Source organism: Streptomyces longisporus (assembly GCF_039532765.1).
Classification (GTDB): domain Bacteria; phylum Actinomycetota; class Actinomycetes; order Streptomycetales; family Streptomycetaceae; genus Streptomyces; species Streptomyces longisporus.
On the sequence record NZ_BAAASG010000011.1, the window covers coordinates 337,992 to 361,256 of the forward strand.

Sequence of the window (23,265 nt, forward strand, 5' to 3'; positions counted from 1 at the left end):
CGCCGCACCCGCCGGCGGCCAACGCCCCGGCGCCCGGGCCTTCCTGCGGCGCAGCCGTTTCCCCCTGCTCTTAGCCCCGCTCTTCACTCGGGAGGGCGGTACCTCCCCATACCTCCCTCTTCTGCCTGCTCTCAGGCACCTCACCCAGGAGAAAGCCCATGTCGTCCACCAGAAAGCCCCGTTCCCTGCGCCGTACCGCGGTCGCGGCCACCTCCGCCGCCCTCGCCGGCGTTCTCCTCGCAGCCTGCGGCTCCGGCGGCACCAGCGGCTCCGGCGGTACGCAGAGCGGCCCCGTGCACATCAAGGTGTGGGCCTGGTACCCACAGTTCAAGCAGGTCGTCGCGGAGTTCAACAAGACCCACAAGGACGTTCAGGTCGACTGGGTGCAGGCTGGTGTGGGCCAGGACGAGTACACCAAGCTGAAGACCGCACTGAAGGCGGGCCAGGGCGCCCCGGACGTCGTCATGCTGGAGTTCCAGGAGCTGCCGACCATCCAGCTCAGCAAGGGCCTGCTGGACATGGGCAAGTACGGCGCGACCGCGGACAAGGGAAACTACGTGGACTGGGCGTGGAAGCAGGCTTCGGACGGCGACCATGTCTACGCCATCCCGGTCGACGGCGGTCCGATGGCGATGATGTACCGGGCCGACCTCTTCAAGAAGTACAAGCTGAAGGTCCCGACGACCTGGGCGGAGTACAAGGAGGAGGCCGCCAAGCTGCACAAGGCCGACCCGCAGGCGTTCATGACCGACTTCGGCAGCGACGAGACGGCCGGCGGCTGGCGCCAGGGCCTCATGTGGCAGGCCGGCTCCCGCCCCTACACCTACTCGGCGAGCAAGCTGCCGAACATCGGGGTCAACCTGAACGACGCCGGCGCCAAGAAGGTGTACGACTACTGGGGCGACCTGGTCAAGAACAAGCTGGTCGACACCCAGTCGTACGCCACCACGGACTTCTACAACGGCCTCAGCACCGGCAAGTACGCCACCTACATCGCGGCCGGCTGGGGTCCGGGCTACCTCTCCAGCGTCGCGAAGGCGACCGCGGGCAAGTGGCGCGTGGCCCCGCTGCCGCAGTGGACGGCGGGTGGCAACGCCCAGGGTGACTGGGGCGGTTCGAGCTTCTCCGTGACCTCGCAGACCCAGCACCCCAAGGAGGCCACCGAGGTCGCCCGGGAGCTCTTCGGCACCTCGCAGGCCGCCTGGAAGATCGGCATCGACCAGGCGTACCTCTTCCCGCTGTCCAAGCCGATCCTCAACGGCTCGTACTTCGGGGAAAAGAAGTACGACTTCTTCGGCGGCCAGCAGATCAACAAGGTGTTCGTACCCGCCGCGAACGGAATCGGCAGCTTCGACTGGAGCCCGTTCCAGGACTTCGCCTACAACACCGACACCAGTGAGGTGGGCAAGGCCCTCCAGGGCCAGAGCGACTGGTCCGCCGTGAACGACAACGTCCAGAGCCAGGTGACCTCCTACGCGGCCAAGCAGGGATTCAAGGTCAGCAAGTAACCGGCCCGAGTCCCCCAGTCACCACCGCCCCCGCCGGCGCCCCGCGCCTGGCACGTCCGCCGCCGGCGGGGGCCGCACGACCGCAAGGAGATGTGATGAGCCTGCTCCGACAGCAGGGATCCACCGTGACGGCGCCGCCAAGTGCCGCCCCCGCGAAGGGGCCTCGCGCGCCCGTGGGGGGCCGGCGCACCGGCGGGCTGTCCGCCCGCACCCGGCACAAGGGCATGGGCCTGCTGCTGATCAGCCCGTTCCTCCTGCTCTTCCTGGCCTTCCTGGTGGCCCCGCTGGGCTACGCCTTCTGGCTCAGCCTCAGGACCTCCACCCTGGTCGGCGGCGACCACTTCAGCTGGTTCGCCAACTACCAGCAGACCTTCACCGACCCGCACTTCCTGTCCGGCGTGCGCAGGGTGGCCGTCTTCGGTGTGTTGCAGATCCCGGTGATGCTCGGCTTCGCCCTGCTCGGCGCACTGATCATCGACGAGGTGACCAGCAAGCTCGCCAAGGTCTTCCGGATGACCCTGTTCATGCCGTACGCCGTGCCCGCGGTGATCGGCGCGCTGATGTGGGGCTTCCTGTACAGCCCGACCTTCGGCCCGGTGAACGCGATCAGCAACTCGCTGGGGCTGGGCAAGGTCGACCTGCTTTCGCACACCCTGATGCTGACCTCGCTCGGCAACATCGTGACCTGGCAGTGGACCGGCTACAACATGATCGTCCTGTACGCCGCTCTGCAGGGCCTGCCCCGCGAGGTCTACGAGGCGGCGAAGCTCGACGGTGCCGGTCAGATCCAGACGGCCCTGCGCATCAAGATCCCGATGATCTCCTCGGCGGTGGTGCTCGCGCTGATGTTCACCATCATCGGCACCCTGCAGTTCTTCACCGAGCCGCGGGTCCTGGAGAAGACCGCGTCCTCGGTGATCACCCCGGACTACACGCCGAACCTCTACGCCTACAACCTGGCGTTCCAGTACTCGGAGTTCAACTACTCCGCCGCCATCTCCTTCTCCCTCGGAGCGGTGGTCTTCATCGGCTCCTACCTCTTCCTGTTCGCCACACGCAAAAGGAGCGGACTGAAGTGACGACCGCCGCAGCCCCCGCCCCCGCCGTCACCGCCCCGGCCGCCCGCCGCGAGTCCGGCGCCCGTGGCCGCGTCACCGTCAACGTGGTGATGGTGGCGATGATCCTCTACTTCCTGATGCCGTTCTGGTGGCTGGTCGTCGCCGCCACCAAGGACAACGACGCGCTGTTCTCCACCGCAGCCCTGTGGTTCCACTCGCCGGGCTCCTTCTTCACCAACCTCCAGCAGCTGTTCACCTACAACGACGGCGAGTACCTGCGCTGGATGGGCAACACCGCCGTCTACGCAGGCGTGAGCGGGGTGGGCGCCACCGCCGTGGCGACCCTCGCGGGCTACGCCTTCGCCAAGTACCGCTTCCCCGGCCGCAACCTGCTCTTCTCCAGCCTCCTCGGCGCCATCATGGTGCCCGCCACCGCCCTGGCCATCCCCACCTACCTGCTGCTGAGCAAGGTCGAGCTGACCAACACCATGTGGGCGGTCATCCTGCCCCAGCTGCTCAACCCCTTCGGCGTCTACCTGGTGCGGGTGTACGTGCAGGAGTCCCTGCCGGACGAGCTGCTGGAGGCGGCCCGCATGGACGGGGCCGGCGAGATGCGCGTGCTGTGGTCGGTGGCGCTGCCCACCCTGAAGCCGGCGCTCGTCACCGTGCTGCTGTTCTCCATGGTCGGCACCTGGAACAACTTCTTCCTGCCGCTGGTCATGCTCAACAACGACAAGCTGTTCCCACTCACCGTCGGCCTGCAGTCCTGGTACGAGGGCGCGATGATCCAGTCCGGCGCCAACGCGCTGTTCACCCTCGTCATCGCGGGATCCCTGGTCGCGATCCTGCCGCTCATCGTCACCTTCCTCCTCCTCCAGCGGTACTGGCGCGGCGGGTTGACCGTCGGAAGCCTCAAGTGACCTGACGGGCCCGCCCGTTCTCCCTCCTCATCTCGTGCACCTCCCGGAGCGACCTTCATGCTGCACGCATCCCTGACCGTCGACCCCGCCTTCCGCGTCGCCGACGTGAGTCCCCGTACCTTCGGCTCGTTCGTCGAGCACATGGGCCGCTGCGTCTACACCGGCATCTACGAACCCGGCCACCCCCTTGCAGACGAGGACGGCCTGCGCCGTGACGTCCTGGACCTCGTGCGCGAGCTGGGCGTGACCGCCGTGCGCTATCCCGGCGGCAACTTCGTCTCCGGCTTCCGCTGGGAGGACAGCGTCGGCCCGGCGGCCGAGCGCCCCACCCGCCTCGACCTCGCCTGGCACAGCACCGAGACCAACGCCTTCGGTCTGCACGAGTTCCACCGCTGGGCCGAGAAGGCCGACGTCGAGCCCATGATGGCCGTCAACCTCGGCACCCGGGGCGTCGCGGAGGCCCTGGACCTGCTGGAGTACTGCAACCACCCGGGTGGGACCGCGTGGTCCGACCAGCGGATCAAGAACGGCGCCCCCGACCCCTTCGGCATCCGCATGTGGTGCCTGGGCAACGAGATGGACGGCCCCTGGCAGACCGGCCACAAGACCGCCCAGGAGTACGGCCGTATCGCCGCCGAGGCCGCCCGGGCCATGCGCATGATCGACCCGAAGCTCGAACTGGTCGCCTGCGGCAGCTCCAGCTCCTCGATGCCGACCTTCGGCGCCTGGGAGGCCACCGTCCTGGAGGAAGCCTACGACCAGATCGACTACATCTCCTGTCACGCCTACTACGAGGAGCTCGACGGCGATCTCGGCAGCTTCCTGGCCTCCGGCGTCGACATGGACCACTTCGTGGAGTCGGTCGTCGCCACCGCCGACCACGTACGGGCCAAGCTGGGCCGCAAGAAGCGGATCAACCTCTCGTTCGACGAGTGGAACGTCTGGTACAACACCCGGTTCGAGGCGGCGGAGAAGCCCACGGAGTGGGCCGTCGCCCCGCGCGTGATCGAGGACGAGTACAACGTCGCCGACGCCGTCGTCGTCGGCGGGCTGCTGATCAGCCTGCTGCGGCACAGCGACCGCGTCACCGCCGCCTGCCTCGCCCAACTCGTCAACGTCATCGCCCCCATCCGCAGCGAAGCCGGCGGTCCCAGCTGGCGGCAGACCACCTTCCACCCCTTCGCCCAGGCGGCCCGGCACGCCCGCGGCACCGTCCTGCGGGTGGAGCCGGTCGCGCCGACGTACGAGACGAAACGTTTCGGCGAGGTCTCCGTCGTCGACGCCGTGGCCACCCACGACGGCGACGAGCTCACCGTCTTCGCGATCAACCGGCACCAGAGCGACAACGTCGAACTCACCTTGGACCTGCGGGCGTTCCCCGGTTACACCCCGGTGGAGCACTCGGTGCTGAGCGACCCGGACCTGCGCGCCGTCAACACTCAGGACGACCCCGATCGGGTCCGCCCGTACACCGCCGGCACCGGTTCGGTCACCGACGGACGCCTCACCGCGAGCCTGCCGCCCGTCTCCTGGAACGTCGTCCGGCTGCGCCGCGCCGGCTGACACACCCCCTCCGACACCCGCAGCTCCCGACTCCCCCCTTTTCTCCCGGGAGCGGCGGGCCCCGCACCACCCCCTTCTTTCCGGACATCCCTTGGGAGCCGCCCATGTCCACCACCAGGGAAGGCGCAAGACTCCGCGCCGTACCCCGACCCCAGGCGATCACGCTGCTGCTGGCCCTGCTCGCAGCCACCGTCGCCCTCGTCCTCCCCGCCGCCGGCCAGGCGCACGCGATCTCGCGCGCGACCCAGACGATGTACACCTCACCGTCGACCGCCCCGTCGCCCGGCGCGCTCTACCCGCGCGCCGTGCGCCTGCAGTACAGCGGTGCGTCCAACGGCACCATGCTGGCCACGTTCGAGCAGTACAGCTCGGGCACCCCCGTCTTCCCGATCTACCGCAGCACCGACAACGGCAACAGCTGGACTCAGATCTCCAGCATCAGCGACACCCACAACGGCTTCGGCATGCGCTACCAGCCGGTCCTGTACGAACTGCCCACCCAGATCGGCAACTTCCCGGCCGGCACGATCCTCGCCGCGGGCAACTCCATCCCGAACGACCTGTCCTCGACCGAGCTGGACGTGTACGCCAGCACCGACCACGGCGCGACCTGGTCGTTCGTCAGCAGCATCGCCCAGGGCGGCAGGGCCGACGTCACCAACGGCCAGACCCCGGTGTGGGAGCCGTTCCTGATGGTGTCCGGCTCTAAGCTGATCGTGTACTACTCCGACCAGCGTGACCCCAACCACGCTCAGAAGATTGTCCACCAGACCAGCACCGACGGCCTCACCTGGTCCTCGGTCGTGGACGACGTGGCCATGCCGACCTACACCAACCGCCCCGGCATGCCGGTCGTCGCGCAACTGCCCAACGGCAACTACGTGATGACGTACGAGTACGGGGGCGCACCGGAAGCCAACTTCGCGGTCTACTACAAGATCTCCTCCGACCCCGAGGCGTTCGGCTCCGTCACCGGCACCGTCCTGAGGTCCACCGACGGGTACGTGCCCACCAGCGCGCCGTTCATCACCTGGCTTCCCATGGGCGGTCCCAACGGCACTCTGGTGGTCAGCGGCCAGAGCACCACCGACCTCTTCCTGAACACGCAGAACGGCGCGGCGGGCGCCTGGACGCGGATCGCCTCCACCGTCCCCCGCGGCTACAGCCGCGGCATGGTACCCCTCGCCGACGGCCACAGCCTGGAAATCTTCAGCGCGGGCGTGGTCAGCAACACCGTTGAGAACCCGGTCACCTACGGCACGATCGACCTGGGGGGCGGCATCTCCGACGGTGCCACCTACACCATGTCCAACGCCAACAGCCACCTGATGCTGACCATCGTCGGCGGCACCACCACCAACGGCACCTTCGCGACCCAGCAGAACGCCGACAACGCCACCGACCAGCAGTGGAAGTTCGTTCAGCAGCCGTCGGGCTACTTCAAGATCTTCAACGTGGCCAGCGGCAAGCTCCTGGGCGTGCAGAACGCCTCCACCGCCAACGGCGCCAAGGTCCTGCAGTGGGACGACAACGGCACCCTCGACCACGAGTGGGCCGTCGCCCCCAACCCTGCGGGCGGCTTCACCGCCACCAACCGGAACAGTGGCAAGTTCCTAGAAATCCCCAGCGCGTCCACGACCGTCGGCACGGCCGCCGGGCAGTGGTCCGACACCGGCTGCGCCTGCCAGCGCTGGAACCTCACCCAGACCGCCCTGCCGAACCTGGCCACCGGTCAGTACCGCCTGATCAACAAGCACAGCGGCGAGCTCATGGAGATCCCCGGCGCATCCACCGCCACGGGCAAGCAGGCCGGCCAGTGGGTGAACACCGCCAACAACTGCCAGCTGTGGACCTTCACGGCGCAGAGCGGCGGGGCGTGGACCGTGAAGAACGTCAACAGCGGTCTGTTCCTGGACAACAACGGCTCGACCTCGTCGGGGGCGGCCGTCGTCCAGAACTCGTCCTCCGGCGCGAGTTCCCAGAAGTGGACGCTCACGGACGCGGGAGGCGGCTACTTCAAGCTCGTCAACTCCGCGAGCGGCCTGGTGGCGGACGTCGCCTCCGCCTCCACCGCCAACGGTGCGCTGATCGTCCAGTCCACGGACACCGGTGCCGATGACGAACTCTGGCAGATCGTCCGGGTCAACTGACCTGTCCCGGGGGCCCGGTCACGGCCGGGCCCCCATTCTTCCGTCCAGTATCTCGAACGATGACTGTCATACCGAACAAGAGAGGTGGGGCGTCGTGCCTGAAGAACCCTGCGTTGTGGGTGTCGACTTCGGAACCCTGTCCGGCCGTGCCGTGGTCGTCCGCGTCCGCGACGGCGCCGAGCTCGCATCGGCGGAGCATGTCTATCCGCACGCGGTGCTGGACCGTGAACTGCCGGACGGCACCCGGCTGCCTATCGACTGGGCGCTGCAGGTGCCTTCCGACTACGTCGACGTGCTGCGCAACGCCGTACCGGAGGCGCTCGCCCGCGCGGGTGTCCGGAGCGGACAAGTCATCGGCATCGGCACCGACTTCACCGCCTGCACGGTCCTACCGACGCTCTCCGACGGCACCCCGCTGTGCGAACTCCCCGAGTACACCGGCCGTCCGCACGCCTACGTCAAGCTGTGGCGCCACCACGCCGCCCAGGGTCAGGCCGACCGGATCAACGCGCTGGCCGCCGAGATGAAGGAGCCATGGCTTGAGCGGTACGGCGGGAAGATCTCCTCGGAGTGGGAGTTCGCCAAGGCCCTCCAGGTGCTGGAGGAGGATCCCGAGGTCTACCGGCGCACCGAGCGGTGGCTGGAGGCGGCCGACTGGATCGTGTGGCGGCTGTGCGGGACGTACGTCCGCAACGCCTGCACGGCGGGCTACAAGGGTCAGTACCAGGACGGGCGTTACCCGTCACCCGAGTATCTGGCGGCGCTGCACCCGGACTTCGCCGGCTTCGTGGCCGACAAGCTGGACCACCCGATCGGCCAACTAGGTGCTGCAGCAGGGGCGTTGACGGCGGAGGCGGCCGCCTGGACGGGGCTGCCGGAGGGCATCACCGTCTGCGTCGGCAACGTCGACGCCCATGTCACCGCCCCGGCGGCGGTCGCCGTGGAACCCGGCCAGATGGTCGCCATCATGGGCACCTCCACCTGCCACGTCATGAGCTCCGACCAGCAGGGTGTCGTGCCCGGCATGTGCGGGGTCGTGGACGGCGGCATCCTCCCCGGACTGTGGGGTTACGAGGCCGGGCAGAGCGGCGTCGGCGACATCTTCGGCTGGTTCGTCCGCACGGGCCTGCCCGCCGAGTACGCGGAGCGCGCCGCCGCGGCCGGCCAGACCCCGCACGAGTACCTGACCGCCCTCGCGGCCGGGCAGAAGGTGGGCGAACACGGTCTCCTCGCCCTCGACTGGCACAGCGGCAACCGGTCCGTCCTGGTCGACCACGACCTCAGCGGCCTGCTGATCGGCCAGACGCTCTCCACCCGCCCCGAGGACATCTACCGCGCCCTGCTGGAGGCCACCGCCTTCGGCACCCGCACCATCATCGACGCCTTCGAGTCCGCCGCCGTACCGGTGCGGGAACTGATCATCGCGGGCGGCCTGACCAGGAACGCCCTGCTCATGCAGATCTACGCCGACGTCACCCGCCGCCCCCTGAGCATCATCGGCTCCACCCAGGGTCCGGCCCTCGGCGCCGCGATGCACGCCGCCGTCGCCGCCGGGGCGTACCCCGACATCCGCGCCGCGGCCCACGCCATGGGCAAGGTGCACCGCCGGGCCTACCTGCCGGACCCGCAGCGAGCGGCGTCCTACGAGCGCCTCTACTCCGAGTACCGCGTGCTGCACGACTACTTCGGCCGCGGCACCAACGACGTCATGCACCGCCTGCGCCACATCCGCGCGGAAGCCTCCGCCTGACCCACTGTGAAGGGAAACCCTCATGACCACTTCCGAAAGGCCCTACGACAGCCAGGAGATCTGGTTCCTCACCGGAAGCCAGGGCCTGTACGGCGACGACGTCCTGCGTCAGGTGGCCGAGCAGTCGCGGAGCATCGCCGAGACCCTCGGCCGCCCCGGGAAGGTCCCGGTCAGGATCGTGTGGAAGCCGGTCCTGACCGACGCCGAGTCGATCCGCCGGATGTGCCAGGAGGCGAGCGCCTCCGACGCCTGCGTCGGCGTGATCGCCTGGATGCACACCTTCTCCCCGGCGAAGATGTGGATCGCCGGACTCAGCGCCCTGGACCGGCCGTTGCTGCACCTGCACACGCAGTACAACCTGTCGCTGCCCTGGCCGAGCATCGACATGGACTTCATGAACCTCAACCAGGCCGCCCACGGCGACCGGGAGTTCGGGCACATCGAGTCCCGCGTCGGCGTGGACCGCAAGATCGTCGCCGGTCACGCGACCGACCCGAGGGTGATTGGGCGCGTCGCCGCCTGGGCCCGGGCCGCCGTCGGCCGCCACGCCTCGCGCACGCTCCGGCTCGCCCGCTTCGGCGACAACATGCGCGACGTCGCCGTGACCGAGGGCGACAAGGTGGAGGCCCAGCTGCGGTTCGGCTTCTCCGTCAACACCTATGCCGTCAACGACCTGGTCGCTGTGGTCGACGACGTCGAGGACAAGGCGGCGGCCGAACTCGCCGACGAGTACGTGGAGTCGTACGACGTCGTCCCGGCCCTGCGTCCCGGCGGCATCCGCCACGACTCGCTGCTGTACGCGGCCCGCCTCGAACTCGGCCTGCGCGCCTTCCTCACCGACGGCGGCTTCACCGCCTTCACCACCAACTTCGAGGACCTCGGCGGGCTGCGCCAGCTGCCCGGCATCGCCGTCCAGCGGCTGATGGCCGACGGCTACGGCTTCGGCGGCGAGGGCGACTGGAAGACCTCGGCGCTGCTGCGCACGATGAAGGTCATGGGCGCCGGACGCCCCGGCGGCACCACCTTCATGGAGGACTACACCTACCACCTCGGCCCCGGCACCCCGCGTGTCCTGGGCGCCCACATGCTGGAGGTCTGCCCCTCCGTGGCCTCCGACCGCCCGCGCTGCGAGATCCACCCCCTGTCCATCGGCGGCCGCGAGGACCCGGTCCGTCTGGTCTTCAACGCCTCCGAAGGGCCCGCCGTGGTCGTCGGCCTCTCCGACCTCGGCGACCGCTTCCGCCTGACGGCCAACGCCGTCGACGTCGTCGCCGCCAGCGAACCGCTGCGCCGGCTGCCGGTGGCCCGAGCCGTGTGGAAGCCGCGTCCGTCCCTGGCGGAATCGGCGGAGAGCTGGCTGCTCGCCGGCGGCCCGCACCACACAGTGCTCAGCTCCGCCGTCGATCTGGAGACGCTCACCGACTACGCGTCCATGACCGGCGTCGAACTGCTCACCATCGACGAGAACACCACCACGGCGCGGTTCGCCCAGGAGATCCGCTGGAACGCCGCCTACCACCGCCTCGCCCAGGCTCTGTGACCAAGGAGACCACGATGACCACAGTTGTCCGCCAGGGCCTGCGCCGAGAGGTACTGGAGGCGAACCTCGCCATCCCCCAGGTCGGCCTGGCGACTCTGACCTGGGGAAACGTCAGCGGGATCGACCGCGAGGCGGGCGTGTTCGTCATCAAGCCCTCCGGGGTCCCCTACGAGGCCCTGACCATCGACGACCTGGTGACGGTCCGCCTGTCCGACGGCGCCGTGGTCGAGGGCGACCTGCGCCCCTCCACCGACACCGAGACCCACCGCTGCCTCTACCTGGCGTTCCCCTCCATCGGCGGCGTCACCCACACCCACTCCACCCACGCGGTCGCCTTCGCCCAGGCCCGCCGCGAGATACCCGTCCTCGGCACCACCCACGCCGACACCTTCAACGGACCCGTGCCCGTCACCCGCGACCTCACCGAGCAGGAGTGCGCGAAGGACTACGAGTACAACACCGGCCACGTCATCGTGGACCTCCTCGACGGCGACGACCAGCGGGCCGTCGAGGTCCCCGCCGCCCTCGTCGCGGGCCACGGCCCCTTCACCTGGGGCGCCACCGCCCGCAAGTCCCTCGAACACGCCATCATCTGCGAGGCCGTCGCCGACATCGCCCTCCACACCATGTCCCTCTCACCGACGACACCGCCACCTCCTCACCTCCTGAACCGCCACTACACCCGCAAGCACGGCCCCTACGCCTACTACGGCAATCCGGCCGCCACGGCGATGCGGTGACGGCGATGCACAGAAGCCGCGTATACGCCGTACTGATCGACGCACCCCAGGCCGAGGCTGCCCGGGCAGCGGACTTCTGGTCGGCGGCTCTCGGTGTGACCGCCCAACCGTTTCCACCGGCACCGCAGTTCACCACGCTCCACCAGGCCCTGCCAGGACTGATCACCGCAGTCCAGGCAATCGACGACGCACCTCGTATCCACCTCGACATCGAGACCGACGACGTCGAATCGGAAACCGCGCGCTTGATCGCCCTGGGCGCCGAGCAGGTTTCGCAGTGGCAGGAGTGCCGCGTGCTACGAGTCCCTGGCGGTCATCTGCTGTGCGTACTACCTGTGGAGAGCGATACCGATACTTTCCGGGCACAGGCCAACGTTTGGCCCTGACGAGCACTCGTGCGGTCTCGGGCGACCTGCCCCCACCCCCAGGTCGGCCGGGACCTGCGAGGGGACCGTGGTTCAGAGGGCGGGGAGGAGGGGTGGCTCTACCCGGGCGGCCGCAAGGGTCTGACACACGCACTCAACCCGCTCCGGCGCCACCATCAAGGACACGATGGTCGGCGCCGGCCAGTCCTCCGAGGCGGCGGCGCTGATCTCTCAACACTCCGACGACGGCTGACAGCTCTCCACCGACAGGAGCCCCGCCGAGCGACGCAATCCGAGACACGGCAACTTCCCTGCGCAAAACTGCCCGCAAGACGCAAGCCTGGGCTTCTCTCCAGGAAGGCACTCTCTTCGGCTCGGACTCCTTGCCCGGGACCGCTCTGCGTGAGCGACGGTGCGGGCGACGCTCCCCGATCCGCTCGACGGTCTTCCCGACAGCGATCCCGTAGTTCCGGACGGTGTTCGGATTTCCGAGCGAGTCGAGGAAGGCACCGGCCACCGTCCGGACCGTCAGCGCCTTCCCCGCCGGCAGCAGCAGGACCGCGGGCACCGTCTCTCCCGTGCCACAGATGCTGTACGCAGATCGTCGCACCATTGCATATAGGCCCCGCAGTCGGGACCAGCGGGATCCTTCCCGAAAACGCCGGAAGATTCACTGACTACCGCTCAGGCCATCACGTAAGAGCAGGTCAAAGGCACAGCACCCGTGCCCTCGCCAAGCGCCTTCTAAGCGCTTGGCCGCAGGTTCGAGTCCTGCCGGGGGCGCCCAGTCTCCGCCCTCCTTCGGGAGGGCGTTTTTGCCGGTCAGGGCACATACCAGGTAACCACGGCGAAGCCCCGGGCGCCCTCTTTGTGATCAAGGGCAGACTCCGGGGCCGTCCGGCTGTCACCGGGTTTTTGCGGGTCGCCGTGTCGAATACGTGTCGAAGTTCTTGGCCGAAGATCAATCAATGGCGGGCAGCTCGGGGAGGTCTCCGGCGGCTTCGACGCGCTTCTTCAAGTCAGGAAGTTGCCCATCGACGCATCGGGCGTATGTGGCGAGGAGCACCGGCACGCTGTTTCCGGCCCACTCGGCCACCTGGGCTCCGACGGATCGCGGAGCCCGCGAGAATGCCGCCGTTCTCGCCCTGGAACAAGAGATCACCCGGCTTGAGTTCTTCGTCCTCGATGTGCTGCCGCAGGATGCGCGTCAGGGCGGGATGGCCCGGAACCGTGCGCGTGTCCCCTTCGGCGCGGCCTTTGAGGTCGCGCTGCTCATGGTGGACGTCCCGCACATACATGGCGACGGCCTCTTCGGGGCGCGGTCCGCAGTAGTACAGCGTGGCGAAGAAGGCGTGAAGTCACCTGCCGCCTCGGGGCCGTCGGCGGATCCAGTCGAGGAGGGCCGCCGCCTGGTCGGGGTTCATCAAGCTGCGCTTGTCCACGGCGTTGCTCGTCCTGGTGGCGGTCGTCACCTCCTTGCCCTTGGGCAGGGGGTTGGTGCGCAGGATGCGCCGCCGGATGGCGTAATGCATGACGACGTTGAGGATGCGTCGATGCCGCTTGCGGGACCAGGCCGCCGCCTGCTTGCCGTCGAGTCGGGTGTCGATGGCCCGTAGGACGTCGCCGACCTTCTCTGGGTCCTCCCAGACCGAGACCGGGAGCGAGTTCCGCTCAACCCATCGGAGGATGGTCACCACGTCCCGCGGTGCTTCCGGTCGACGGTTGGCGTTGAACGCCCACTCTCGCAGAGCTGTACCACGTCATGACGATCGGATTCGAAAACAGCCCCACGACCAACGCGGACCGTCGCAGCAGGTAAGGAGCCCACCGTCCCATGGTCAGGCGCCCAGCCAAGTTGCTTCGGGACCTGACACACGCTCTAGCGACTTCTGTTGTGACGCAGACTGATCGGGTGACGGTAGAGACAGGGAACTTGCGAGAACTGATCACCCGCGCCCGTTTCGTGCTCTTCGACTTCGACGGACCCATCTGCCGGCTGTTCGCGGGGCATGCGGCGGAGGACATCGCCGACAGCTTCGTGGAGTGGCTGGAGATCCGGGGGTTGTCCGGGGTGCTGACGGACGAGGAGCGGAAGTACAAGGATCCGCAGGCACTGCTGCGTGTCGTGGACCTCCGGCATCCGGGCAGCGACCTGGTGACGGAGATGGAGGAACGTCTCACCACGGAGGAGATCAAGGCCGCTTCGACCGCGATGCCCACTCCCTTCGCCGATATGTTGATCCGCACCTGGACGGCGGTGGGCTGCCGCTTGGCCATCACCGCCAACAACTCGGCCAGGATGATCCACGAGTACCTGGCCAACCGCGGACTGCTCTCCTGCTTCGCGCCCCACATCTACGGCCGTACCCGCAACCTCGGTCAGCTCAAGCCCGATCCGCACTGTCTCAATCGCGCCCTGCGCGCCATGGGGGCAGCACCGTCCGAGGCCCTGATGATCGGCGACTCATCCGCGGACGTAGAGGCCGCACGCCAGGCCGGCGTGCCGTTCCTCGGTTACGCGCGTAACGAGGACAAGTCGAACTTCCTGAGGAACGCGGGCGCCGAGAACGTGGTCGACTCATTGTCGCCTCTGCTGGAGATAGTGAAGGCGGCCGGCCATACGAGTGAGTAGTTCGCTGAGCGGTTTTTCGGAATGATCAGCGAGGTAGCTTGGTGGCGACTGTGTCCTAGACGAGGCGGGAAACCATGCGTGCACGTAGAGTCTTCGCCATCTCGATCGCCACCCCTGTCCTGCTTGCCGCGATCGGAGTGGCTGGTGGATCGGCCGTCGCTATGCAAAAACCCGCCTCCGAAGGGGCAAGTGCTCGACCCAAACCTACCGCTGAAGCTGAAAGCAGGCACGGCGAGGTCAAAAGATCTACCGATGAAGAACCTGAACCGGAAGAAGGCCTACTCGGCACTGTCGGAGGTGAACTCCTCGATCGCGTTTCTTCCAGATGGGCGTAATGGCTCGTAACGCGATCATGATCGTGAGTGGACCAGCCTGGCGACGATTCGGGGAGTTTGAGGGGTTGAGATCCCCATCAACCGCCAGCAGGACGGGTCCGCGTCAGGTCGTAGCTCCTACGCTCGTATCGTGACCGCATGCGCAACGAGCGGCACGATGAGCGGCTGTCGGACGACGAGTTGGAGCTGTTCCTCCAGTACCTGCACAGATTCGCGAACCATGACCTTGATCTCTTCGCCCTCATGCAGGTTGGAGACCCTGAGCACCCGGCCTACGTGTCCTTCAGCAGGACGCCGGAAGCGGGTGTCGACCCCTCGGCCTACCGGCGACCGTGAACCGGCTCCGAGCCTTGTCGAATGCGTGTCTACGGCAGGTGACAAGCCGCCAGCAGAACGGGTAACTGCCCCAGGTCAGTGGCCGGTTGCAGGCAAACACGCGAGGCGCCCTCTAAGCGCTTGGCCGCAGGTTCGAGTCCTGCCGGGGGGGTGCCCCGTCTCCGCCCTCCTTCGGGAGGGCGCTTTTGCTGTCAGAGCGGGGTTCCCAGCGCCATGACCGCCTTCCCGAAGACGCGGCGTCCGCGGAGGGCCTCGGCTGCCTCGTCGAAGTGGTCCCAGGAGCCCTGCCAGCCGATCTCGACCCGGAGGAGTCCCTCAGCGGCCAGCTGGGTGAGAACGGCCAGGTCCGCGCCGGCCTCGCCCTCGATGACGAAGGAGGTCAGTGTCTTGGCCGGGCCGACGGTCGCGTACGGCGCGAAGACCGCCGGTTCGCCGGAAGTCCAGCCGACGCTCTGCACGCTGCCCCCGGGAGCGAGCAGGTTCCATGCCGCGACCAGTTGAGAGCCGCCGACGCTGTCGATGACCACGTCGACCGGTCGATGGAGACCCTCCAGCCCGATCAGCACCTCGTCGGCGCCGGCCTCGGTCAGCCCCTCTCCGCGGGCTGCCGAGCCCACCGACGCGATCACATGGGCACCGGCCTGCGCCGCCAGCTGGACCGCGAACCGGCCGACCCCGCCGGAGGCCCCGGTGACCAGCACCCTTTTGTCCGGTCCGAGCCCCGCGGCCCGCAGCGAGCGCAGTGCGGCCACTCCGGCGACCGGCAGAGCCGCCGCCTGCGCCGGCTCCAGTCCCTTCGGCACCTCGGCGAGCGCACCCACGTCGATCGCCACGCGCTCGGCGAACGCTCCCGCGGTCAGCGCCACCACCCGGGTGCCCACCGCCGGGCCCGTTCCGTCGGCCGCGGCCCGAACGACCACCCCGGCAGCGTCCGAACCGAGCACCGCGCCCACGGGGATGCGCCCGGAGCGGGCGTCGTTGAGGTCGCCGTAGTTCAACGAGGCGTGGGAGACGTCCACGAGGACCTGGCCCGGCCCGGGCACGGGGTCGGGCACCTCGGCGAGGCGGACGGCCGCGGATGCGGACGGATCGACGACGAGAGCACGAACTGTCATGTCTTTCCCCTTGGTTCACGACTTGTAACAGCAGTCATCATCGATAACCTTGCTGGTCGCCGGAAGGAGGAACTTTCATGTCACGCAGTCACACCCGTGTTACCGAAGCGCTGAGAGACGAAGCCTGCCCGGTCACCGAGGTGCTCGACCGCGTGGCGGGCAAGTGGAGCATCGGGATCCTGATCGCAGCCGCCCACGGCCCGGTTCGCTTCACCGAGCTCGAACGGGCCATCAAGGGCATCAGCCGGCGGATGCTCACCCTCAACCTGCGCCGGCTGGAGCGGGACGGACTCCTCGTGCGCACCGTGTATCCGACCGTGCCGCCCAAGGTCGAGTACAGCCTCACCCCCATGGCCCAGGAGCTCCACGCCTCGCTGACCGGGCTGGTGGGCTGGGCCGAGCGGCACCGTTCCGCCATCGCCGAGGCCCGCGCCGCCTACGACACCGCGGCGGAGCAGAGCCCCGACACCGACTGAACCGCTGCCCCTTCGTCACCGCCGGCCCGCCCTGCACGGCTGCGGCTTCCCCCCGGACCCGCCGGTCTCATGCAGCGAGGGGACCGATCAGGGCGCCGAGTCCTCCTTGCCCCTCGCCGCCGCGTACGCCTGGGACGGCGTCATCGGCACCCCGTTGATCTGCACCGTCTTGTAGGGGCTGACCTTGGCGCAGGTCTTGGCCTTGTCGGCGGTCTGGGCGTGCGCGTCGGCGACCGCGGCGTGCGTGTCGGCGGGGGCGGCGGCCGACGAGCCGCCCGAGGAGCCGTACGCCGTGCCGCTCGGCCAGTCGGCGCCGATGACGAGGACCACGCCGCTGCTGCTGCCCTGGGTGAGGTGCGAGCTGGGCAGTCCGAGGGCGGAGGCCGCCGTCTGCGCCTCGGCCTTCTGCCCGGGGCCGTAGGTGATCGTCGTCCTCGACGACAGCGCGGGGGCGTTGCCCGTGGTGGTGTTCGAGCTGAAGCCCTTGGTGAGGAGGGCCTGTGCGACCACCGAGGCGCGTCCGCCGGTGCTGGTGCCGTTCTCGACCTGTACGGCGACCTCGGAGGCCGGCACGGTGGGCGCCGCCGACGCGGACGGGGACGGTGCGGACGTCTTCTTCTTGCCGTTGTCCGAGGTCAGGGACTGGTCGTTCTCGATGGTCGCGAACAACGACTTCGCGGCGGCCGCGGGGACCACCCGGTCGGCGTTGGTGGGGTCGGCCGCGGTCTGCATCGTGGTGAACGTCATCCGCTTGGACGGGACCTTGTTCAGATCGGTCGCCAGGCTCACGAGCTTGCTGACGCTGCCCAGGCCGGTGTCCACGGTCAGCGCCTTGGTGGCGGCGTCCGCCAGGGAGTAGACCTTCGTCGGGTCCGTCAGGGTCCCCGCGCTCTTGAACTTGCGGATCATGGCGCTGAGGAAGAGATGCTGGGAGACGGTACGACCCAGGTCGCTGCCGTCGCCGAAGCCGTGCCGGGAGCGGACGAACTCCAGCGCCGCATCGCCCTGGAGGGTGTGGGTTCCCTTGGCGAGCTTCAGATGGGAGTAGGTGTCGTAGACGTTGTCGCTGACGCAGACGTCGACGCCGCCGACCGCGTCGGACATCTTCACCACCCCGGCGAAGTCGAGCATCACGAAGTGGTCGATGGTGATGCCGGTGAGCTGGTGAATGGTTTTGACCTGGCACGCGGGGCCGTACTGGAGCGCACTGTTGATCTGCCCGTAGTAGCCGGACGTCGCCTGGGTGCTGTCCGGGTCCTTGCAGGCGGGGACGTGGGTCATGGTGTCGCGCGGGACGCTCATCACGGTGGCGTTGGAGCGGTCGGCGGAGACGTGCACCACCATCTCCACGTCCGCGTTGTGCCCGACGGTCGAACTCGCGGAGCCGCAGCCGCCGCCCAGTTTGCAGTCGGCCGCGTTGTTCCGGCCGTCGGAGCCGATCACCAGGATGTTGATCGGGGTCCGCCCGAAGGCGTCGGCCTTCTCTTTCCCGCCGGCGCCGTCGTCGATCGCGACGCTCTTGATGTTGCCGTTCAGATGCTCGTACAGCCAGGCACCGGCTCCTGCGGTGACCAGGATCAGCGCCGCCACCGTGAACAGGGCTATGCGGGCGACCCTTCTGCGCCGGGCGACGGGCTTGGCCCGGCGGCCCGCGCCGCGCCCCCGTGAGCGTGCCGCCTGCCGGGCCGCGGCCCGGCCGCCCTGCGGTGGACGGGACGTGCCGTCACCGGACTCCCGCTGACGGGGAACGCTCGGTGAACGATCTCGGGTGGCCGCATGGCCACGACTTCCACCCCAGGGGTCGCTCAACTCCCACTCCCTACGCTGTGGCCGACGCCAACCGACGGCGCCACGGCGCACCCCTCGGGTTGGTTGATTGCGCAATATAGCAAGCGTTATCCAGTTCGCAGGTGGGCTGTGTCACACCTCCCACCTGCGCCGGCCCGGTACGCCGTACCGGCACGCCTCTCCGGCTCAGCGAACCGTGCTGTCCTCGGAGACCGGACGGGCCGAGGCGGCATCTCCCGGGGAGGACTGGATGACACGGGCGGCCGTAGCGTCGGACGCGGGCTCGGACTGCGGCTGGGCGGCGGGTGCCGGGGCGGTGCCGTCCTCCTTCATCGCCTTCGCCTCGCTCTTGAGGATGCGCATGGACTTGCCGAGACCGCGGGCGGCCTCGGGCAGCTTCTTGGAGCCGAACAGCAAGATGATGACGATTGCCAGGACCAGCAGGTGCCAGGGTTCCAGTCCGTTGCGGAGCATCCCGCCCACCCCTTCTCACTTCTCGCATGGTTGCTACGTTGCGCAACTGTACAACCAAGGTGCCTTTCTGACAGCCATCAGTCCGAGGGTGTACAGCGCGAGAACCGCGGCCAGCAAAAGGTAGTAGAGCAGCGGCAGCGGCGTCAGCCCGAGCAGCGAGCCGAGCGGACAGACCGGCAGCAGCAGCCCTACGGCGGCCAGCGCGCCCGCCGCCCAGCCGATCGGCCCGGGTCCGCGCCCCGCCGCGAGGCGCCCCGTGCGCAGCAGGACCATCACCAGGGCCTGGGTGAGCAGGTTCTCGGTGAACCAGCCGGAGTGGAACACCGCCCGGTCGTCCAGCCCCCCGGGCCCGTGCAGGGCGAGCTCCAGCACGCCGAAGGTGGCCAGGTCGGCGACCGCGTTGAGGACGCCGAAGCCGATGATGAAGCGCAGCAGGTCGCGCGGGCGCAGCAGCGTGGGGCGGCGCAGCACGGACGGATGGGGCCGGTCGTGCGCGAAGGCCAGCTGGGCGGCGTCGAAGCACAGGTTCTGCGCCAGCACCTGGGCCGGCAGCATCGGCAGGAAGGGCAGCAGGAGGCCCGCCGCGAGCATCGCGATGACGTTGCCGAGGTTGGAGGAGAGGGTGATGCGCAGATACGTGGCGATGTTGCCGCCCGAGTACCGTCCGGCCGCGATGCTGTGGTCGATCGCGGTGAGGTCCTTGTCGGCCAGGACCACGTCGGCGCTCTCCCGGGCGACGGCCACGGCGTCGCGCGGTGCGATGCCGACGTCGGCCGCGCGCAGGGCGGGCAGGTCGTTGACCCCGTCGCCGAGGTAGCCGACGGTGTGCCCGCCGGCCCGCAGGGCGGCGGCGAAGCGGGCCTTGTGCGCGGGGGTGCAGCGGGCGAGGACGACGGTGCGGGCGGCGGCCGCGGCGAGTTCGGCGTCGGTGAGGTGGTCGATGGCGTCGGCGGTGAGGACACCGTCCGGCGGTACGGCGATCCCCAGGTCGCGGCAGGCCCGGACGGCGGTGCCCGGGTGGTCGCCGGTGAGGATCCTCACAGCGACACCCCGGTCGGCGAGGACCTTCAGCGCTTCGGCGGCGGTGGGGGCGAGCGCGTCCTTGAAGGTGACGAAGCCCTGGAAGTCCAGGCCGCGTTCGTCGGCGGCCGTGTACTCGCGGATCCGCGCGGGACATTGCGCGGTGGCGACGGCCAGCACCCGCAGCCCGTCGTCCGCGTGCCGTGCCGCGAGCGCGAGCAGTTCCCCGCGCTCGTCGTCCTCCAGTACGCAACGCTCCAGGACGGCCTCGGCGGCCCCCTTGACGACCAGGGTGTGCGTGCCCAGCCGTCCCGGCGTGCGCACGACGGCGGTCGCAAGGCGGCGCAGCGGATCGAACGGAAGGGCCGCCACCCCGTCGTACGCCATGACCTCGTCCTCGTCGGCCGCATCCAGGACGGCGTCGTCGAGGGCGTCCGGGGCGGGCAGGTCGGCGAGCTGCAGGGTCCACCAGGCGTTCACCGCGGCCCAGTGCAGCACCTCGGGCTCGTCCCGGCCGCCCGGGCCGAGGGCCTGGTGGAGGACCGGCCGGTCCTGGGTGAGCGTGCCGGTCTTGTCGAGGCACAGCACGTCGACGGCGCCGAGGTCGTGCAGCGCGGGCAGCCGCTTGACGATCACGCCGTGGCTGCGGGCCAGCAGCGAGGCGCCGCGCGCCAGGCACATGGTGACGATGACCGGCAGCATCTCCGGCGTCAGCCCGACCGCCACCGCCACCGCGTACGGCAGCGTCTCCAGACCGCGGTCGCGCAGCGCGGCATTGGCCATCAGGACCAGCGGCGGGGTCAGCAGCATGAACCGGATGAGGATCCAGGAGATGCCGTGCACGGACCGGTCGAAGGCGCTGGCCTCGGGCCGGGCGTCGCCACGGCCGTGCGCCGCGGCGAACCGGGTCCGCGAGCCGGTCGCCACGACGACCGCGGTGGCGCTGCCGGACGCGACACTGCTGCCCTGGAAACAGAGCTCGGGCCGGTCGAACAGGCCCCCGGCCACCGTGCCCGCCCCGTCGGCGGCGTGCTTCGCCACGGGGGCCGACTCGCCCGTGAGCACGGCCTGATGCACGGTCAGGCCCTGCGCCCGCAGTAGTCGTACGTCCGCGGGCACCAGGTCGCCGGGTCCGAGCCGGATCACATCGCCCGGCACCAGCTCGTCCACCGGGATCTCCCGGGCGTCCGGCGGCAGATCCTCCCCGGCGCGGCGCAGGACGGTGGCGGTGGTGGCGACCAGGCTGCGCAGGGCGGCCATGGACCGGCCGGCCCGGTGCTCCCCGGACGCGCGCAGCACACAGCTCACGGCGACCAGCAGGAGGATCACACAGGCGGTGCCCCAGGAGGCGACGGCCGCCGACACCAGCCCGAGGCACAGCAGCACGGCGGTGAACGGATCGCGCAGACTGCGCAGCAGCACCCTCGGCCAGGAGGCCTCCCGGTGCGTCGGCAGAATGTTGGCCCCGAAGCGGGCCTGCCGCTCCTCGGCCTGCGCCTCCGTCAGCCCGCGCGGCCCGCTGCCCAGCCGCCGCAGCGTCTGCAGCAGGGTCGAAGGGCCCTGCGCCGCATCGGCGACCGGTCCGGGCCCTCCCGCGGAATCGAACGTCTGGGGGTCGGGTTCCGGGGCCGCGCTGCTGTCAGCCACCGGCCCCGCGCAGCGCATGCACGGACGCGGACGACCCGTCGGCACGCGCAGCCAGCTGCCCCACCATCACCCGGACCACGGTCACGACGTCGGGATCGTCGACGAAGTAGATCTGCCGCCGCCCCTCCCGCCGGGACCGCACGAGCCCGGCGAGCTTCAGCTTCGCCAGGTGCTGGCTGACCGCGGGCAGGGCCCCGCCCACCCGGTCGGCGAGGTGGGTGACATCGCTCTCACCCTGCGCCAGCGCCCACACCAGGTGCAGCCGGGCCGAGGAGGCCAGCAGTCCGAAGGCGGCGGCCGCCTCGGCCAGTACCTCGGCGGACGGATCCTCGAAGCCCCCGATGTCTGCCGCCACAGTCCTCTCCCGTCCCACCCGATAGCCGCACCGCGTGCCGGACCAGTCTAGGTGTCCGGCTGTGCCCGGACCTCCGTCTCGGTGCCGCCTGCCGCCGCGTCGTCCGGCTCGGAACGGCCGCGGGCCGCCATCAGGAACCAGGCGACGTCGCCGACGGCCGTCCCGGCGGCCACCGCCCCGGCGACCAGGCCTGCCGTGATCAGCCCCTGGCCGACGTAGGGCCGCCCGGCGAACGCGCCCGCCCCGAACCCGAGGAACAGGAACACGGCCGCGGCAACGGCCGGCACGCCGGTCACGAGCATCGCCCGTACACACACGAACCGCATGTATCTCCCCGATGGATGGACGCCTGCGGCATGGAGTGGCGAGTGTAATGGTTCTCGGCTTGCGCAATCTTTAAAGGCTTACTTGATCTACGCGTACTCGATCAACGTGTGCTCGAGTGGCTTGCGGATCCGCTCATGCGCGACCATTGCTGATCACGCCCTGCCACCCGACCCCACCGAGGAAAGGGACCCGCCGTGCGGCTGCGCTGTGCTGTGCTCGACGACTTCCAGCAGGTGGCGACGGAGCTCGCCGACTGGTCACCCGTGGCCGACCGGGTGGATGCCGTCAGCTTCGCCGAACACTTCGACACCGAGGACGCACTCGCCTCCGCTCTGCATGACTTCGACATCGTCGTCACCCTGCGCGAGCGCGTTCCCTTCCCGGCCTCACTGCTCGCCCGCCTGCCCCGGCTGAAGCTGCTCGTCGCCTCCGGCATGCGCAACAGCGTCATCGACTACGCCGCCGCCGAGGCGCACGGCGTCACCGTGTGCGGCACGGCGAGCACCTCGACCCCGCCCGTCGAACTGACCTGGGCGCTGCTCCTCAGCCTCGCCCGCGGCATCGTCGAGGAGAGCAACTCCCTGCGGTCCGGCGGCCCTTGGCAGCAGACGGTGGGCGACGACCTGCACGGCCGCCGCCTGGGACTGCTCGGCCTCGGCAAGATCGGCAGCCGTGTCGCCCGGGTCGGCACCGCCTTCGGCATGCACGTCAGCGCCTGGAGCCAGAACCTCACCAAGGAGTACGCCGACGAGGTGGGCGTCGAACTCGCCGCCTCCAAGGAGGAGTTGCTGGCCGGCAGCGACTACGTCTCCGTCCACCTGGCCCTGAGCGAGCGCACCCGGGGCCTGCTCGGCCCGGCCGAGCTCGCCCTCCTCAAGCCCACCGCCTATCTGATCAACACCTCCCGGGCCGCGATCGTCGACCAGGACGCCCTGCTCGCCGCCCTGCACGAGGGCCGGATCGCGGGCGCGGGCATCGACGTCTTCGACATCGAGCCCCTCCCCGCCGACCACCCGATGCGCACGGCTCCCCGTCTGCTCGCCACCCCGCACCTCGGCTATGTGTCGCGGGCGAACTACGAGACGTACTACCGGGAGGCGGTGGAGGACATCCGGGCCTTCCTGGACGGGGCTCCGGTACGCCGGCTGGGCTGAAACGGGGGATCG

21 protein-coding genes, 2 tRNA genes and 1 pseudogene are annotated in these 23,265 nt (G+C 69.5%); 15 read left to right on the plus strand and 9 right to left on the minus strand.

Going from position 1 to position 23,265, the window contains the following annotated elements:
- The first annotated feature begins 158 nt into the window (after positions 1-158).
- From ABD355_RS23985 to ABD355_RS24025, 9 genes are all read left to right on the plus strand, one after another.
- Positions 159-1,508 carry an ABC transporter substrate-binding protein gene (locus tag ABD355_RS23985; RefSeq protein ID WP_344402641.1) on the plus strand — a complete coding sequence of 450 codons (1,350 nt, stop codon included), beginning with the start codon at positions 159-161 and terminating at the stop codon, positions 1,506-1,508.
- Positions 1,509-1,603: 95 nt separating this feature from the next.
- Positions 1,604-2,587: a carbohydrate ABC transporter permease gene (locus tag ABD355_RS23990; RefSeq protein WP_344402643.1), complete on the plus strand. Its 984-nt coding sequence runs from the start codon at positions 1,604-1,606 to the stop codon at positions 2,585-2,587.
- The gene (locus tag ABD355_RS23995; RefSeq protein ID WP_234311975.1) at positions 2,584-3,486 is read left to right on the plus strand and encodes a carbohydrate ABC transporter permease; all 903 of its coding nucleotides are present in this window, start codon (positions 2,584-2,586) and stop codon (positions 3,484-3,486) included. The genes ABD355_RS23990 and ABD355_RS23995 overlap by 4 nt, the downstream gene beginning before the upstream one ends.
- 57 nt (positions 3,487-3,543) lie before the next feature.
- Positions 3,544-5,049 (plus strand): arabinosylfuranosidase ArfA, encoded by a 1,506-nt coding sequence (gene arfA, locus ABD355_RS24000; RefSeq protein WP_344402644.1) that lies wholly within the window; start codon positions 3,544-3,546, stop codon positions 5,047-5,049.
- Between the two features lie 104 nt (positions 5,050-5,153).
- Complete coding sequence (locus tag ABD355_RS24005; RefSeq protein ID WP_344402646.1) at positions 5,154-7,199, plus strand: RICIN domain-containing protein; 2,046 nt, start codon at positions 5,154-5,156, stop codon at positions 7,197-7,199.
- 94 nt (positions 7,200-7,293) lie between these two features.
- A complete protein-coding gene (araB, locus tag ABD355_RS24010) occupies positions 7,294-8,949 on the plus strand; it encodes a ribulokinase (RefSeq protein WP_344402647.1) in 1,656 nt (551 codons plus the stop codon).
- A 22-nt stretch (positions 8,950-8,971) separates the two neighbouring features.
- A complete protein-coding gene (gene araA / locus ABD355_RS24015; protein WP_344402648.1) occupies positions 8,972-10,489 on the plus strand; it encodes an L-arabinose isomerase in 1,518 nt (505 codons plus the stop codon).
- Between the two features lie 14 nt (positions 10,490-10,503).
- Positions 10,504-11,229: an L-ribulose-5-phosphate 4-epimerase AraD gene (gene araD, locus ABD355_RS24020; protein ID WP_344402649.1), complete on the plus strand. Its 726-nt coding sequence runs from the start codon at positions 10,504-10,506 to the stop codon at positions 11,227-11,229.
- A 5-nt stretch (positions 11,230-11,234) separates the two neighbouring features.
- Positions 11,235-11,615: a VOC family protein gene (locus ABD355_RS24025; RefSeq protein ID WP_344402986.1), complete on the plus strand. Its 381-nt coding sequence runs from the start codon at positions 11,235-11,237 to the stop codon at positions 11,613-11,615.
- 394 nt (positions 11,616-12,009) lie between these two features.
- Here the strand turns inward: ABD355_RS24025 and ABD355_RS24030 are convergent.
- Positions 12,010-12,162: pseudogene (locus ABD355_RS24030) on the minus strand (site-specific integrase); the annotation flags it as partial.
- 150 nt (positions 12,163-12,312) lie between these two features.
- Between ABD355_RS24030 and ABD355_RS24035 the strand changes: the two are divergent.
- Positions 12,313-12,377: transfer RNA gene (locus ABD355_RS24035), tRNA-Ser, on the plus strand.
- Between the two features lie 236 nt (positions 12,378-12,613).
- On the opposite strand, the gene ABD355_RS24040 is transcribed toward ABD355_RS24035, so the two are convergent.
- Positions 12,614-12,892 (minus strand): hypothetical protein, encoded by a 279-nt coding sequence (locus ABD355_RS24040; protein WP_344402650.1) that lies wholly within the window; start codon positions 12,890-12,892, stop codon positions 12,614-12,616.
- 60 nt (positions 12,893-12,952) lie between these two features.
- Positions 12,953-13,291: a hypothetical protein gene (locus tag ABD355_RS24045; RefSeq protein WP_344402652.1), complete on the minus strand. Its 339-nt coding sequence runs from the start codon at positions 13,289-13,291 to the stop codon at positions 12,953-12,955.
- A gap of 137 nt (positions 13,292-13,428) precedes the next feature.
- Between ABD355_RS24045 and ABD355_RS24050 the strand changes: the two genes are divergently transcribed.
- From ABD355_RS24050 to ABD355_RS24060, 3 genes are all read left to right on the plus strand, one after another.
- A complete protein-coding gene (locus ABD355_RS24050; protein ID WP_425585782.1) occupies positions 13,429-14,226 on the plus strand; it encodes an HAD family hydrolase in 798 nt (265 codons plus the stop codon).
- Between the two features lie 473 nt (positions 14,227-14,699).
- The gene (locus tag ABD355_RS24055; protein WP_344402655.1) at positions 14,700-14,897 is read left to right on the plus strand and encodes a hypothetical protein; all 198 of its coding nucleotides are present in this window, start codon (positions 14,700-14,702) and stop codon (positions 14,895-14,897) included.
- A 69-nt stretch (positions 14,898-14,966) separates the two neighbouring features.
- Positions 14,967-15,048: transfer RNA gene (locus tag ABD355_RS24060), tRNA-Arg, on the plus strand.
- 40 nt (positions 15,049-15,088) lie between these two features.
- Here the strand turns inward: ABD355_RS24060 and ABD355_RS24065 are convergent.
- Entirely contained in the window at positions 15,089-16,012 is a 924-nt protein-coding gene (locus ABD355_RS24065) for a zinc-binding dehydrogenase (protein WP_344402656.1), read from the minus strand.
- A gap of 77 nt (positions 16,013-16,089) precedes the next feature.
- Between ABD355_RS24065 and ABD355_RS24070 the strand changes: the two genes are divergently transcribed.
- Complete coding sequence (locus ABD355_RS24070) at positions 16,090-16,488, plus strand: winged helix-turn-helix transcriptional regulator (RefSeq protein WP_344402658.1); 399 nt, start codon at positions 16,090-16,092, stop codon at positions 16,486-16,488.
- 87 nt (positions 16,489-16,575) lie between these two features.
- On the opposite strand, the gene ABD355_RS24075 is transcribed toward ABD355_RS24070, so the two are convergent.
- The 5 genes from ABD355_RS24075 to ABD355_RS24095 all read right to left on the minus strand — a co-directional run bounded on the left by ABD355_RS24075 (position 16,576) and on the right by ABD355_RS24095 (position 22,098).
- On the minus strand, positions 16,576-18,297 hold the full coding sequence (locus tag ABD355_RS24075) for an LCP family protein (protein ID WP_344402659.1): 1,722 nt from the start codon (positions 18,295-18,297) through the stop codon (positions 16,576-16,578).
- Between the two features lie 165 nt (positions 18,298-18,462).
- Positions 18,463-18,750 (minus strand): Sec-independent protein translocase subunit TatA, encoded by a 288-nt coding sequence (gene tatA, locus ABD355_RS24080; protein WP_344402660.1) that lies wholly within the window; start codon positions 18,748-18,750, stop codon positions 18,463-18,465.
- 33 nt (positions 18,751-18,783) lie between these two features.
- Positions 18,784-21,417 carry a magnesium-translocating P-type ATPase gene (mgtA, locus tag ABD355_RS24085; protein ID WP_344402661.1) on the minus strand — a complete coding sequence of 878 codons (2,634 nt, stop codon included), beginning with the start codon at positions 21,415-21,417 and terminating at the stop codon, positions 18,784-18,786.
- On the minus strand, positions 21,410-21,772 hold the full coding sequence (locus tag ABD355_RS24090) for a metalloregulator ArsR/SmtB family transcription factor (protein WP_115908095.1): 363 nt from the start codon (positions 21,770-21,772) through the stop codon (positions 21,410-21,412). The genes mgtA and ABD355_RS24090 overlap by 8 nt, the downstream gene beginning before the upstream one ends.
- A gap of 47 nt (positions 21,773-21,819) precedes the next feature.
- Entirely contained in the window at positions 21,820-22,098 is a 279-nt protein-coding gene (locus ABD355_RS24095) for a hypothetical protein (RefSeq protein WP_344402663.1), read from the minus strand.
- 195 nt (positions 22,099-22,293) lie between these two features.
- Between ABD355_RS24095 and ABD355_RS24100 the strand changes: the two genes are divergently transcribed.
- Positions 22,294-23,253 (plus strand): D-2-hydroxyacid dehydrogenase family protein, encoded by a 960-nt coding sequence (locus ABD355_RS24100; RefSeq protein WP_344402664.1) that lies wholly within the window; start codon positions 22,294-22,296, stop codon positions 23,251-23,253.
- Positions 23,254-23,265 lie beyond the last annotated feature (12 nt).